Annotated in this window: 14 protein-coding genes and 2 tRNA genes; 7 read left to right on the top strand and 9 right to left on the bottom strand. The window is 48.5% G+C overall.

The window, feature by feature from the left end:
• From ACTHRY_RS03750 to ACTHRY_RS03735, 4 genes are all read left to right on the top strand, one after another.
• Nucleotides 1–76: transfer RNA gene (locus ACTHRY_RS03750), tRNA-Gln, on the top strand.
• An 11-nt stretch (nucleotides 77–87) separates the two neighbouring features.
• Nucleotides 88–163, top strand: a tRNA-Gln gene (locus ACTHRY_RS03745).
• 176 nt (nucleotides 164–339) lie between these two features.
• A complete protein-coding gene (locus ACTHRY_RS03740) occupies nucleotides 340–1,323 on the top strand; it encodes a ribose-phosphate pyrophosphokinase (protein WP_107831933.1) in 984 nt (327 codons plus the stop codon).
• Nucleotides 1,324–1,388: 65 nt separating this feature from the next.
• On the top strand, nucleotides 1,389–1,961 hold the full coding sequence (locus ACTHRY_RS03735) for a 50S ribosomal protein L25/general stress protein Ctc (RefSeq protein ID WP_049322238.1): 573 nt from the start codon (nucleotides 1,389–1,391) through the stop codon (nucleotides 1,959–1,961).
• Between the two features lie 158 nt (nucleotides 1,962–2,119).
• Here ACTHRY_RS03735 and hscB read toward each other — a convergent pair whose 3' ends face one another.
• Nucleotides 2,120–2,620, bottom strand: a complete 501-nt coding sequence (gene hscB / locus ACTHRY_RS03730; RefSeq protein ID WP_049322239.1) for a Fe-S protein assembly co-chaperone HscB — start codon at nucleotides 2,618–2,620, stop codon at nucleotides 2,120–2,122.
• Between the two features lie 82 nt (nucleotides 2,621–2,702).
• On the opposite strand from hscB, the gene ACTHRY_RS03725 reads away from it, so the two are divergent.
• Nucleotides 2,703–2,924, top strand: coding sequence for an alternative ribosome-rescue factor A (locus ACTHRY_RS03725; RefSeq protein ID WP_049322240.1), 222 nt, complete (start codon nucleotides 2,703–2,705; stop codon nucleotides 2,922–2,924).
• On the opposite strand, the gene iscA is transcribed toward ACTHRY_RS03725, so the two are convergent.
• From iscA to iscR, 6 genes are all read right to left on the bottom strand, one after another.
• Entirely contained in the window at nucleotides 2,884–3,204 is a 321-nt protein-coding gene (iscA, locus tag ACTHRY_RS03720; protein WP_003680782.1) for an iron-sulfur cluster assembly protein IscA, read from the bottom strand. The genes ACTHRY_RS03725 and iscA overlap by 41 nt on opposite strands.
• A gap of 66 nt (nucleotides 3,205–3,270) precedes the next feature.
• Nucleotides 3,271–3,516 carry a recombinase RecA gene (locus tag ACTHRY_RS03715; RefSeq protein WP_049322241.1) on the bottom strand — a complete coding sequence of 82 codons (246 nt, stop codon included), beginning with the start codon at nucleotides 3,514–3,516 and terminating at the stop codon, nucleotides 3,271–3,273.
• 255 nt (nucleotides 3,517–3,771) lie between these two features.
• Complete coding sequence (gene iscU / locus ACTHRY_RS03710; protein ID WP_003674559.1) at nucleotides 3,772–4,158, bottom strand: Fe-S cluster assembly scaffold IscU; 387 nt, start codon at nucleotides 4,156–4,158, stop codon at nucleotides 3,772–3,774.
• 66 nt (nucleotides 4,159–4,224) lie between these two features.
• Nucleotides 4,225–4,353, bottom strand: coding sequence for a hypothetical protein (locus ACTHRY_RS03705; protein WP_049322242.1), 129 nt, complete (start codon nucleotides 4,351–4,353; stop codon nucleotides 4,225–4,227).
• A gap of 95 nt (nucleotides 4,354–4,448) precedes the next feature.
• Complete coding sequence (locus ACTHRY_RS03700; RefSeq protein ID WP_049322243.1) at nucleotides 4,449–5,663, bottom strand: IscS subfamily cysteine desulfurase; 1,215 nt, start codon at nucleotides 5,661–5,663, stop codon at nucleotides 4,449–4,451.
• Nucleotides 5,664–5,714: 51 nt separating this feature from the next.
• The gene (iscR, locus tag ACTHRY_RS03695) at nucleotides 5,715–6,161 is read right to left on the bottom strand and encodes a Fe-S cluster assembly transcriptional regulator IscR (RefSeq protein ID WP_003746476.1); all 447 of its coding nucleotides are present in this window, start codon (nucleotides 6,159–6,161) and stop codon (nucleotides 5,715–5,717) included.
• A 359-nt stretch (nucleotides 6,162–6,520) separates the two neighbouring features.
• Here iscR and ACTHRY_RS03690 point away from each other — a divergent pair, with 359 nt between their 5' ends.
• Nucleotides 6,521–7,693 carry an alpha-hydroxy acid oxidase gene (locus ACTHRY_RS03690; RefSeq protein ID WP_049322244.1) on the top strand — a complete coding sequence of 391 codons (1,173 nt, stop codon included), beginning with the start codon at nucleotides 6,521–6,523 and terminating at the stop codon, nucleotides 7,691–7,693.
• Between the two features lie 61 nt (nucleotides 7,694–7,754).
• Here the strand turns inward: ACTHRY_RS03690 and dsbD are convergent, their stop codons facing one another.
• Both dsbD and folE2 read right to left on the bottom strand, forming a co-directional pair.
• Nucleotides 7,755–9,560, bottom strand: a complete 1,806-nt coding sequence (gene dsbD / locus ACTHRY_RS03685; protein ID WP_049322245.1) for a protein-disulfide reductase DsbD — start codon at nucleotides 9,558–9,560, stop codon at nucleotides 7,755–7,757.
• 217 nt (nucleotides 9,561–9,777) lie between these two features.
• Nucleotides 9,778–10,551, bottom strand: a complete 774-nt coding sequence (gene folE2 / locus ACTHRY_RS03680; protein WP_049322246.1) for a GTP cyclohydrolase FolE2 — start codon at nucleotides 10,549–10,551, stop codon at nucleotides 9,778–9,780.
• A 177-nt stretch (nucleotides 10,552–10,728) separates the two neighbouring features.
• Between folE2 and ACTHRY_RS03675 the strand changes: the two genes are divergently transcribed.
• Complete coding sequence (locus tag ACTHRY_RS03675; RefSeq protein WP_049322247.1) at nucleotides 10,729–11,886, top strand: trans-sulfuration enzyme family protein; 1,158 nt, start codon at nucleotides 10,729–10,731, stop codon at nucleotides 11,884–11,886.
• Nucleotides 11,887–11,935 lie beyond the last annotated feature (49 nt).

Below are 11,935 nucleotides of genomic sequence, written 5' to 3'. Positions count from 1 at the left end.
TGGGGAGTCGTCAAGCGGTTAAGACACTGGATTTTGATTCCAGCATGCGAAGGTTCGAATCCTTCCTCCCCAGCCAACACCCTTTATTGGGGAGTCGTCAAGCGGTTAAGACACTGGATTTTGATTCCAGCATGCGAAGGTTCGAATCCTTCCTCCCCAGCCAAATAAAAGCGTGTAAGTTTTCTTACACGCTTTTTTACGCTAAGGGAAAAATAACGCTGAAAAACTTTTTTTTACCCGTCTTTACGCGTATAATCGCGTAATTAGTGTCTTAGACATAGGGCAAAGAGAAGCGTAATGTTTTCTGAGCGTAAATCAAATCTAGAATCAGGTGAAGATATGGCTGCTTATGACAGTTTAATGGTGTTTACCGGTAATGCAAATCCGGAATTGGCGCAACGTGTTGTCAAACATTTGGATATTTCACTCGGTGAAGCCACCGTTTCCAAATTCTCTGATGGCGAAGTGGCCATTGAATTGTTGGAAAATGTGCGTGGTCGCGATGTGTTTATTTTGCAACCTACTTGTGCGCCTACCAATGATAACCTGATGGAAGTTTTGACTATGGCCGATGCACTCAAACGTGCTTCTGCCGGTCGTATTACCGCTGCGATTCCTTACTTTGGCTATGCGCGCCAAGATCGCCGTCCACGCTCTGCCCGTGTACCGATTTCCGCCAAATTAGTGGCAAACATGTTGTACTCTGCCGGTATTGACCGTGTGCTGACTGTTGACTTGCATGCCGACCAAATTCAAGGTTTCTTTGATATTCCGGTAGATAATATTTACGCTACCCCGATTTTATTGAACGATATTAAACAGCAACGCATTGATAATTTGACCGTCGTCAGCCCTGATATCGGTGGTGTTGTACGTGCGCGCGCTGTTGCTAAATCTTTAAATGCTGATTTGGCCATTATCGATAAACGCCGTCCTAAAGCCAACGTGGCTGAAGTGATGAACATCATTGGCGACATTCAAGGCCGTACTTGCTTGATCGTAGATGATATGATCGATACGGCAAATACTTTGTGTAAAGCAGCCGTTGCCCTGAAAGAGCGCGGTGCAGATCGTGTACTGGCATACGCCAGCCATGCAGTATTCTCCGGTGAAGCAGTGAATCGAATTGCTTCTTCCGAAATTGACCAAGTAGTTGTGACAGATACGATTCCGTTGTCTGAAGCAGCTAAAAAATGTGAACGCATCCGTCAAGTAACTATTGCCGGTTTGCTGGCTGAAACGGTACGCCGTATCAGCAATGAAGAATCCGTCTCATATCTTTTTAATGAAGAAGTGATGACAGGCAGCATGTTGCTGCCATAACCCCATGTCGTCTTAAGCTGGTCGCGGCCGATGACGACGATTTTATCTAAATTGGAGTATTAAACATGACTTACGAAATTCAAGCCTCTGTACGCGAAGCCCAAGGCACTGGTGCGAGCCGCCGCCTGCGTCGCGAAGGCCAAATCCCTGGCATTCTGTACGGTGAAGGTCAAGAGCCTGTTGCTATCGCTGTAGACCACAAAACTGTATTCTACGCATTGGAAAAAGAATCTTTCCATACCGCTTTGATTAAACTGTCTCTGAACGGTGAAACCAAAGACGTTATCGTGCGTGACTTCCAAATGCACCCATTCCGTCGCGAAGTTCAACACATCGACTTCCAAGCTGTGAAAGCTGATCAACCTGTACGCATCCGCGTTCCTCTGCACATTGTTAACGCTGAAAACTCTCAAGCTGTTAAACTGCAAGGTGGCCGCGTATCTCTGTTGAACACTTCCGTTGAAGTAATTGCTTTGCCTGTAAACATTCCTGCTTTCTTGGAGTTGGATTGTACATCAGTAGTTGCTGGCGACATTCTGCACTTGTCAGACATCAAACTGCCGGAGGGTGTTGAAAGCGTTTCTCTGAAACGTAACGAAAACTTGGCTGTTGCTACTGTTACCGGTAAAAAACGCTAATCATAGCGCATATTAAATATAAGAAAACCGTATCAGACAAATCTGATACGGTTTTTGTTTGATGTAAGCGGCTATAAATTCAAATAATGGAGATAAATCCAAAGTATCTTATAAAGTCATTTGCTTATAAGACTTGGGTATAGCGTAAGCGATACGTTTTATAAGATTGAAGCAATTTCTTTGCGAAGCTTACTAAGAAAGCGTCCATGCCGTACCCATTGTGCAGCCGATTCATAATCCTGCTGTTCAAATGCTTGTTGCAAATCTTGATATAGGTTGTTTTGTGCATTTTGGATTTCTTGATCCAATGCTCGGATGGCATCATGATTTTGTTCCATCTGAGCATCCATCAATGTTTCTCGCCATTCCATTTGCTGCATGAGGAATTCCGGAGGGAAAGAAGTATGTTCAGGTGCGTCAGCATCGATACCTTGCATTTTCAACAGGTACGCAGCGCGGTCGATAGGATTTTTTAAGGTACGGTAGGCTTCGTTGATGGTGGACGACATCATCACAGCCTGTTTTTGCTCGAAGGCGGAGGCTGAAGCGAATTTGTCAGGATGGAATCGGGCAGCCAAGGCGCGGTAGGTTTGATCCAAGTTTTCGGCGTCGATATTGAAAGCGGGTTCAAGCTGGAAGAGTGTGAAATATTGAGACATGGCGGGATAATTAATATGAAATTTTCGGCAGAAGCCTGATTTTGCCTTATAATTCGCTGATTCTTAACCAAAAGGACTGAATATGAGCAGTAAAGTACAACACAATAAAGGCAAAATACGCGACAATGCTTTAAAAGCCTTAGTGAAATCCGATTTGTTCCGACACAAGGTGGAACGGAAAAGAAAAGGCAAAGGCAGCTACAACAGGCAGGAAGCGAAAAAATGGCGGGACGGTTTTGATACTGTCCCGCCATTTTTATGTCTTAAACGTGGAAGCTCTCTCCGCAGCCGCAAGAGTCTTTGACATTGGGGTTTTCAAATTTGAAACCTTCCTGCAAACCTTCTTTGGTGTAATCGACTTGCGTGCCGTCCAGATAAACCAAGCTTTTTGGGTCGATATAAATGCGCGCGCCGTGTTCTTCAAAAATCAGGTCGTCCTCGTTCGCTTCATCGACAAATTCAAGGTTGTATGCCATGCCTGAGCAGCCGCTGGTTTTCACACCCAAGCGCACGCCCAAGCCTTTGCCGCGTTTAGTCAGGTAGTTATTGATGTATTTGGCTGCGTTTTCTGTGATGGTAATCATACTTTTTTCCTCATTTCGCAATTATTTTCTGTTTGCCAGTTTTTATTTCAGACGGCCTCTTGAGTTTCAGGCCGTCTGAAAACGCTGTTTTGCCCACTCTATTGCGGCGGCAATGGCAGCTTTAGCCTGCGGACTGTTTTTCCAACAGGTTGAGCCGGTCAATTGTGCGCCCTGTTCCAAAATATCGTCCAAATCCGCCACCGCCAGCTTGGTAATATCATCCAACCCCATTTGCTGCAAACGCTGCAATACGGTTTTGCCTATGCCTTTGACGGCAAGCAGGGATTGGGCTTCTTCATCAGTAAAAGGCATATCGTCTTCTTTGATTTTGCAGGTATAACGATTAAATATAAACCTGCGGCTTATCGCCCCCTAACCCTCTCCCACGGGGAGAGGGGATAGATTGGCAGGCAGTCCCAAATTAGGCGGTAACTTCAAAGCGATGAAGTTTCTGCATACTTGGTTTTGGTTCACGAAAGAAGAGGGGAATAAACCGTCAGATTTGCTTTTCTCAAAGACTCGCCGGAATCTTGGGAGAACCTGCCGACCAAGGTATGCTGAATCTGGTTATTTATTTTCCTGACGTTTGCGGTAGTCGGCAACAGCCGCTTTCACTGCATCTTCAGCCAAGATAGAGCAGTGGATTTTTACCGGCGGCAGTTCCAGTTCTTCGGCGATTTCGCTGTTTTTGATTGCCAGCGCGTCATCCAGACTTTTACCTTTGACCCACTCGGTAATCAGGCTGGACGAAGCGATAGCCGAACCGCAGCCGTAGGTTTTGAATTTCGCATCTTCGATGATGCCTTCGTCGTTCACTTTGATTTGCAGGCGCATCACGTCGCCGCAGGCCGGCGCGCCGACCATGCCGGTGCCGACAGACTCGTCATTTTTGTCGAAAGTACCGACGTTGCGGGGATTTTCGTAGTGATCGATTACTTTATCGCTGTATGCCATGATGTGGTTTCCTTAATGTTTTTAATGGTGTAAATGGTTTGTTTACTGATATTCAGACGGCCTAAGTTAGATTTTGCACGCGCCGCCTTCGCAGCCGTCGTCATTTTCTGAATCGACGCCACCTTCTACGATAACGCCGTCAAAATCTTCAAGCAGGTTGTCGAGATTGTCGAGGTCAAGTTCTTGTTCGTCCATTTTTATGTCTTTAAGGCTAGGATATTAAAGGAAATTTATATATAGGTCGTCTGAAAAGTTTTATTGATTTTCAGACGGCCTTTTATAAATGAAGATTAATGCGCCGCCCATTCAATCGAGTTCAAATCGATACCTTCTTTAAACATTTCCCACAGCGGAGACAGTTCGCGCAGTTTGCCGATTTTGGATTTGATCAGTTCTGCTGCAAACTGCACTTCTTCTTCGGTGGTCATGCGGCCGAAGGTGATGCGCAGGGATGAGTGTGCCAATTCGTCGTTGCGGCCGAGTGCGCGTAAAACGTAGCTTGGCTCAAGGCTGGCGGAGGTGCAGGCGGAGCCGCTGGACACGGCGAGTTCTTTCACTGCCATGATCAAGCTTTCGCCTTCGACGAAGTTGAAGCTGACGTTCAGGTTGTTTGGAGCGCGGTGTTCAAGGTCGCCGTTGATATAGACTTCTTCGATGCCTTCGATGCCTTTGAGGAAGATGTCGCGCAGTTTGCGGTAGTGCGCCATGTCTTGCTCGAGTTCTTCTTTGGCGATGCGGAAGGCTTCGCCCATGCCGACGATTTGATGGGTCGGCAGGGTGCCGCTGCGGAAGCCGCGTTCGTGGCCGCCACCGTGCATTTGGGCTTCGAGACGCACGCGTGGTTTGCGGCGGACGTACAGGGCGCCGATGCCTTTAGGGCCGTATACTTTGTGGCCGGACATGGACAGCAAATCAACTTTGGCGGCTTCAACGTCGACAGGCACTTTGCCGCAGGCTTGGGCGGCATCGACGTGGAAAATGATTTTGCGTTCGCGGCAGATTTCGCCGATGGCGGGAATGTCTTGTACTACGCCGATTTCGTTATTCACCCACATCACGGAAATCAGGATGGTGTCTTCGCGGATGGCGGCTTTCAGTACGTCTAAATCAACCAAGCCGTTTTCTTGTACGTCCAGATAAGTTACTTCAAAGCCTTGGCGTTCGAGTTCGCGCATGGTGTCAAGCACGGCTTTGTGCTCGGTTTTGACGGTGATGAGGTGTTTGCCTTTGGTTTTGTAGAAGTTTGCCGCGCCTTTGATGGCAAGGTTGTCGGACTCGGTCGCGCCGCTGGTGAAGATGATTTCTTTGGGGTCGGCGTTAATCAGGGCGGCGATGTCGGCGCGAGCTTTTTCGACGGCCTCTTCTGCTTCCCAGCCGAATGCGTGGCTGTTGGAAGCGGGGTTGCCGAAGGTTTCGGTCAGGTAGGGAATCATTTTTTCGGCAACGCGTTTGTCAACGGGGGTTGTGGCGGCGTAGTCGAGGTATACAGGGGTTTTGACGGTCATGGTTTGCTCTTTCGTTGGGTCATCTGCCTGCGGTCTTTGCCGTAGGTCGGTTTAATGAATGTGTGTAAAGGTAACGACATGACTGCTGTCGCTGCAGTTTTTTTGTTCAATGATGCTTTGCAGCGTAACGCCGCTGAGGTAATCATTGATGGTTTTGTTTAAGTTTTCCCAAAGGTCATGGGTCAGACAGGGGGCGCCGTGGTGGCAGTTTGCTTTGCTGCCGCATTGTGTGGCATCCAGTCGGTCTTCGGCTGCGGAGATGATTTGTGCAATATTGATTTGCTCGGCGGGTGCGGCAAGGATATAGCCTCCGCCTGGGCCGCGTAGGCTTTCAACCAATCCGGCACGGCGCAACTTGCTGAATAATTGTTCGAGGTAGGAGAGCGATATGCTTTGTCGTTCGCTGATGGCACTGAGTTTGACAGCACCGGTTTGCGCGTTCATCGCCAAATCTATCATGGCGGTTACTGCAAATCGCCCTTTGGTAGTCAGTCTCATGGTGTGGTTGCCTGTGTGGGCGTTTTTATTAGTGGGGGGAATTGTCTAATATCTGAGTGTTTCAGTCAAGTATGTGGCGGCTCGGTTTGATTGTTTGTTTAAATGGTGGCATTGGCTGATTTTTAAATCGGAAAATATTTTCTTTATTTTTCTGTAATTTGGATTTAAGGTCGTCTGAAAAAAGGCTATCAACCCTACAAATATCAGGGTTAAAATGTTTTGATTTAATATTTATAGTGATATAGATTATCAAAATTATTCTTAAAATTTAGTTGTTTTGATGGAGCAGAGCAAAGGGTTGTTTGAAATATTCAGACGGCCTGAACCATCCGTCTTTACTTGAACAGAGGCAATCGACAATGAAATGTGATTTAAGCAAAATAACCTGTATCGAAGACTTGCGCCTTGTTGCCAAACGTAAAATGCCGCGTATGTTTTATGACTATATTGACTCAGGCTCTTGGACGGAAACTACTTATCGTGAAAATACTTCGGATTTCAAAGACATCCGTTTCCGCCAAAAGGTATTGGTTAATATGGAGGGACGCAGTCTCGAAACCAAAATGATTGGGCAGGATGTGAAAATGCCGGTAGCGATTGCGCCGACCGGTTTCACGGGCATGGCGCATGCCGACGGCGAAATCTTGGCGGCACGGGCGGCGGAAAAATTTGGTATTCCGTTTACGCTGTCGACCATGTCTATTTGTTCGATTGAAGATGTAGCTGAAAACACCAGCTCGCCGTTTTGGTTTCAGCTTTATGTGATGCGCGACCGCGAGTTTATGGAGAACCTGATTAAGCGTGCGAAGGATGCTAATTGTTCGGCTTTGGTATTGACAGCCGATTTGCAGGTTTTGGGTCAGCGCCACAAAGACATCAAAAACGGCCTGTCTGCGCCACCGAAACCGACCATCGCCAATTTAATCAATCTGGCGACCAAACCGGAATGGTGTATGAAAATGCTGAACACGGAACGCCGTACCTTCCGCAATATCGTCGGACACGCCAAAAACGTGGGCGATTTGTCTTCGCTGTCTTCATGGACTTCCGAACAATTCGACCCGCGTCTGAGCTGGGACGATGTGGCGCGCATTAAAGATTTGTGGGGCGGCAAGCTGATTATCAAAGGCATTATGGAACCTGAAGATGCGGAAAAGGCAGCGAAAAGCGGCGCGGATGCATTGGTCGTTTCCAATCATGGCGGCCGTCAGCTTGACGATACTGTGTCTGCCATTAAGGCTTTGCCTGATGTGGTCAGCGCGGTAGGCAGCGACATCGAGGTTTGGATGGATAGCGGTATCCGCAGCGGTCAGGATATTTTGAAGGCTTGGGCTTTGGGTGCGAAAGGTACGATGATAGGCCGCGCGTTCCTGTATGGCTTGGGTGCATACGGCGAAGAAGGTGTCACCCGTGCTCTGGAAATTCTGTACAAAGAAATGGATATTTCCATGGCGTTTACCGGCCATCGCAATATTCAAGATGTGGATTCCGGCATTTTGCGTTCTACGCGTTGGCATCAAGATGAGTTTTAATTTTTGAACATATGAAAAGGCCGTCTGAAAATCTGTTTTCAGACGGCCTTTTTATAGACGGCTATTTCTCGTTTTGGCGATACCATTCGATGAAGGCATCGGGTTTGACAAAACCTAATAAGGGTTCGCTATGACTGCCGTCGGAGCGGACAACAAACACGCCCGGAGGGCCGAAGAGGCCGTATTCTTTCAGTAAGGCCTGATGGTCTGGAGTGTTGGCGGTTACGTCGATTTGGAAGAAGCGTTGCATATCGACTGCTTCGTGTACCTGCGGCTGGTTGAGCGTATAGGCGGCCATTTCTTTGCAGGATACGCACCAGTCGGCGTAGAAATCAATCAGCACGGGCTTGCTTGGGTCGGCTTTCAAGGCGGCATCCATAGCGGCTTTAAGTTCGCCGACATCGGTAAACATCTTGCCGTGGTCGGTTTCTTGGCCGGCTTCGGATGGCGGAACCAGCGTTAAGAAGTGGTGCAGGGCGGTGGTTTGTTTATTGAAGCTTTGCCAGCCAAACCACGAGCCGCCAATCAGCAGTAAAAAGCCCAATACGGCGGCAACTGTTTTCAGACGGCCTTTTTGTTTGCCTGATTTTGTCAAAAGCATCAGGGCGGGAACAATCATCAGCAAGGTGTAGAGGCCGACTACTGCGAAATAGGGCAGATGCGGCGTGGCGAGATATACGGCAACGGCCAGCAAAATGAAGCCGAATGCGTATTTGATGCCGTTCATCCAGTCGCCTGCTTTAGGCAGGATATGGCCGCCGAATGTGCCGATGATGATGAGCGGCACGCCGGTGCCGAGTGCCAAAACATAAAGCGCGAGGCCGCCCAACACGGCATCGCCGGTTTGGCCGATATAGCCTAAAGCAAACGCCAGCGGAGGCGCAACGCACGGGCCGACAATCAGCGCGGACAAAATACCCATGATAAAGACAGAAACGATTTTACCGCCGGAGAGTTTGCTGCTTTGATTTTGGAAATAGGATTGGACAGAGTTGGGTAGCTGGATATTGAAGAAGCCGAACATCGACAGCGCCAATACCACCATCAACGCAGCGGCGGCAAGTACGACCCAAGGCTGTTGCAGCCATACGGTCAACAGCGCACCGGTCAAACCGGCAATCACGCCGACCAAGGTGTAGGTCAATGCCAAACCTTGTACATAAACCATAGACAAGGTAAACGCGCGGCCTTTGCCGGCTTTTTTATCGCCCACAACAATACTGGAAACAATCGGCAGGAGCGGATACATACAGGCGGTAAAGCTTAAGCCCAAACCTGCGACAAAAAACGCCAACAGGTTGGCGTTTAAAGTATCCCAAGAGAGCTTGAAGCGGCTGCTGTCGGGATTGTTTGCACCGGGCTGGGCAGGCATTGGGCCGTCTGAAGAGGCGGACGGTTGCAAAAAGCGGTCTTTGGCAGAAACCGGCTCATCGCTTTGCGGCTGGTAAACCCCGTTGCCTTTTACGTCAAACTCGGTATCCACAGGCGGATAACACACACCAGCCTCGGCGCAGCCTTGATAAGTCAGCGTCAGTTTGTATTGCGGCACGGCTTGTTTGTAAGGCAGGTCAACCTGTGCGGTATGGTGGTAAACCGTTTGTTTGCCAAAGAATTCGTCTTCTTTTTCTTCGCCTTTGCTGAATTTGGGTTCGGCCAAGACTTTGTCCGGATTGGTCGCTGCAACGATTTTGGACTGGTACATATAGTAGCCGTCAGCGATTTTGAACTGCACGCTGACGCCTTGATCAGTTACATTGACTTGAGGCACAAAGGCTTGCTCGGGTGGCAGCAAATCATTGGCATCTACTGCGAATGCGAAGCTGCTCAAGCCTAAAAATGCAATGAGGAAATAAAGGAATTTTTTCATAATATCCACGGATATGCCGTTGAGAAACCGTCATTATAAATGATGGGGAAAACAATCGGCTTAATTTAAGTTAAAGATTACGCGAGTTGTCTAATTCTTTTGAATTATATCGGATTGCAGTTAACCGTACATGAGCGATAGTCTCATGTTATCGTTCAATTTATGCCAAAGGCCGTCTGAAATGTTCAGACGGCCTTTGTTGCTATTCGGCTTGACTTTAAGGATAAGCGATATAAGCGTAAGCAGAATGGTTGTGTATCGATTCGAAGTTTTCGCTTTCGACGACAAATGATTCGATGCGTTTGTCGGCTATTAACACCGTGGCCACATCACGAACCATGTCTTCGACAAACTTCGGATTTTCGTATGCTTTTTCCGTTACATACTTTTCGTCAGGGCGTTTGAGCAAGCCGTAGAGCTGGCAGCTTGCCTGTGCTTCAACGTAATCGATAATTTCTTCAATACCTACATCCGCATTCGCAATCAGACTGACGGTTACATGTGAACGTTGGTTGTGCGCGCCGTATTGGGAAATTTCTTTGGAACACGGACACAAGGAAGTAACCGGAACCATCACTTTCAGGCTGTGGCTGTATGTACCGTTTTTGATTTCGCCGGTCAGGGTAACATCATAGTCGAGCAGCGATTGGATACCGGAGACCGGCGCGCTTTTTTTGCGGAAAAACGGGAAGGAAACGCTGATTTTGCCGGAATGCGAATCCAGCAGGGCAACCATGTCGGCAGTCAGCTTGCGCAGCGTATCGAAATCCAAAGCATCGGTTTGTTTTTCCATCAGGGCGACAAAGCGCGACATATGCGTGCCTTTTTGGTCGGCAGGCAGGAAAACCGTCATGGTCAGGCGGGCGACGGTGGATTGTTCGCCTTCTTTGCTTTTGAGGGAAATCGGAAAGCGCAGGTCTTTGATGCCGACCTGATTAATCGGCAGGTTGCGTAAATCGCGGCTGGATTGCACGTCTGCAATGGCGTTCATGCGTGGTATGTCCTTCATGATAGGATTGTTGAGATGCGTGTAGGGGAATCGGCTCGTGTCGGCCGATTTGCAAATGCGAGATTATATCACTTGCTTTATCCGCCTGCATTGATTGTTTCTATTTTTCAGATAGTGATAAAATCTTCGATTATTCACATCTACATAGGCAGAGACCAAATGAAATTCGCCACGAAAGCCATCCATTCCAGCTACGATTGCGACGAACATAACCGCGCGCTGATGCCGCCGATTTATCAAAACAGTATGTTCGCGCTGCACGAAATCGGCGAGCAAGTTCCTTACCGCTATTCGCGCCTGAGCAACCCGACCCGCCAGATCTTGGAAAATACCGTTGCCGATTTGGAGCACGGTGCGGCCGGTTTTGCGTTTTCCAGCGGCATGGCGGGGATTGATGCCGTGTGGCGCACTTTCCTGCAACCTGGCGATACCATTGTTGCCGTCGCCGATATTTACGGCGGTGCTTATGATTTATTGGTCGATGTTTATCAAAAATGGGGTGTGAACGTTGTTTTTGCCGATTTGGGCAATCCGGATAATTTGGACGAGTTGCTCAAAGCGCACAATGTCAAACTGGTGTGGCTGGAAACGCCGTCCAACCCGCTTTTACGTTTGGTGGACGTCAAAGCCCTTGCCGCGAAAGCCAAAGCGGCCGGTGCGCTGGTCGGCATCGACAACACATTCGCTACGCCGTATCTGCAACAGCCGTTGGATATGGGTTGCGATTTTGTGTTCCATTCCGCTACCAAATATTTGTGCGGCCATTCCGACGTATTGATGGGCATCGTTGTGGCCAAAACCAAAGAGCTGGCGCAGCCTTTGCACGACATGATGGTGCATACTGGCGCGATTGCAGGGCCGATGGACTGCTGGCTGGTGTTGCGCGGTATTAAAACGCTGGCTCTGCGCATGAACGCCCATTGCCAAAACGCACTCGAAATCGCGCGCCGTTTGGAAGCTCATCCTGCCATTGAAAAAGTGTTTTATCCCGGCCTGCCGTCGCACGAACATTACGAACTCGCCAAAACACAAATGCCCAAAGGCATCGGCGGCGTGGTTACGGTTTATCTCAAAAACGACACGCGTGAAGCGGCCAATAGCGTGATTAAAAACATGAAACTAGTCAAAATGGCTTCCAGCCTCGGCGGTGTGGAAAGTCTGGTCAACCATTGCTATTCCCAATCTCACAGCGGCGTGCCGCATGATGTAAAAATGGAAATGGGCATCAAAGTCGGCCTGCTGCGTTTCTCTGTCGGTATTGAAGATGTGGACGATATTTGGAACGATATTTCCAAAGCATTGGATACGACTTTGTAAATAAGGCTTAAAGGCCGTCTGAAGGTGGATAGTTTTTCAGACGGCCTTT

The organism is Neisseria sp. P0004.S004 (assembly GCF_051963335.1).
Taxonomy (GTDB): domain Bacteria; phylum Pseudomonadota; class Gammaproteobacteria; order Burkholderiales; family Neisseriaceae; genus Neisseria.
Note: the sequence above shows the minus strand (reverse complement) of the source record. Positions and strands in the feature narration are given on the sequence as shown.

What these genes read in the sequence shown, in the direction of transcription:
- ACTHRY_RS03705 (WP_049322242.1), bottom strand. Translation starts at nt 4,353, where the DNA reads ATGGACGAACAAGAACTTGACCTCGACAATCTCGACAACCTGCTTGAA.
- iscU (WP_003674559.1), bottom strand. Translation starts at nt 4,158, where the DNA reads ATGGCATACAGCGATAAAGTAATCGATCACTACGAAAATCCCCGCAAC.
- iscR (WP_003746476.1), bottom strand. Translation starts at nt 6,161, where the DNA reads ATGAGACTGACTACCAAAGGGCGATTTGCAGTAACCGCCATGATAGAT.
- ACTHRY_RS03725 (WP_049322240.1), top strand. Translation starts at nt 2,703, where the DNA reads ATGAGCAGTAAAGTACAACACAATAAAGGCAAAATACGCGACAATGCT.
- ACTHRY_RS03735 (WP_049322238.1), top strand. Translation starts at nt 1,389, where the DNA reads ATGACTTACGAAATTCAAGCCTCTGTACGCGAAGCCCAAGGCACTGGT.
- dsbD (WP_049322245.1), bottom strand. Translation starts at nt 9,560, where the DNA reads ATGAAAAAATTCCTTTATTTCCTCATTGCATTTTTAGGCTTGAGCAGC.
- folE2 (WP_049322246.1), bottom strand. Translation starts at nt 10,551, where the DNA reads ATGAACGCCATTGCAGACGTGCAATCCAGCCGCGATTTACGCAACCTG.
- ACTHRY_RS03740 (WP_107831933.1), top strand. Translation starts at nt 340, where the DNA reads ATGGCTGCTTATGACAGTTTAATGGTGTTTACCGGTAATGCAAATCCG.
- ACTHRY_RS03690 (WP_049322244.1), top strand. Translation starts at nt 6,521, where the DNA reads ATGAAATGTGATTTAAGCAAAATAACCTGTATCGAAGACTTGCGCCTT.
- ACTHRY_RS03700 (WP_049322243.1), bottom strand. Translation starts at nt 5,663, where the DNA reads ATGACCGTCAAAACCCCTGTATACCTCGACTACGCCGCCACAACCCCC.
- ACTHRY_RS03675 (WP_049322247.1), top strand. Translation starts at nt 10,729, where the DNA reads ATGAAATTCGCCACGAAAGCCATCCATTCCAGCTACGATTGCGACGAA.
- hscB (WP_049322239.1), bottom strand. Translation starts at nt 2,620, where the DNA reads ATGTCTCAATATTTCACACTCTTCCAGCTTGAACCCGCTTTCAATATC.
- ACTHRY_RS03715 (WP_049322241.1), bottom strand. Translation starts at nt 3,516, where the DNA reads ATGCCTTTTACTGATGAAGAAGCCCAATCCCTGCTTGCCGTCAAAGGC.
- iscA (WP_003680782.1), bottom strand. Translation starts at nt 3,204, where the DNA reads ATGATTACCATCACAGAAAACGCAGCCAAATACATCAATAACTACCTG.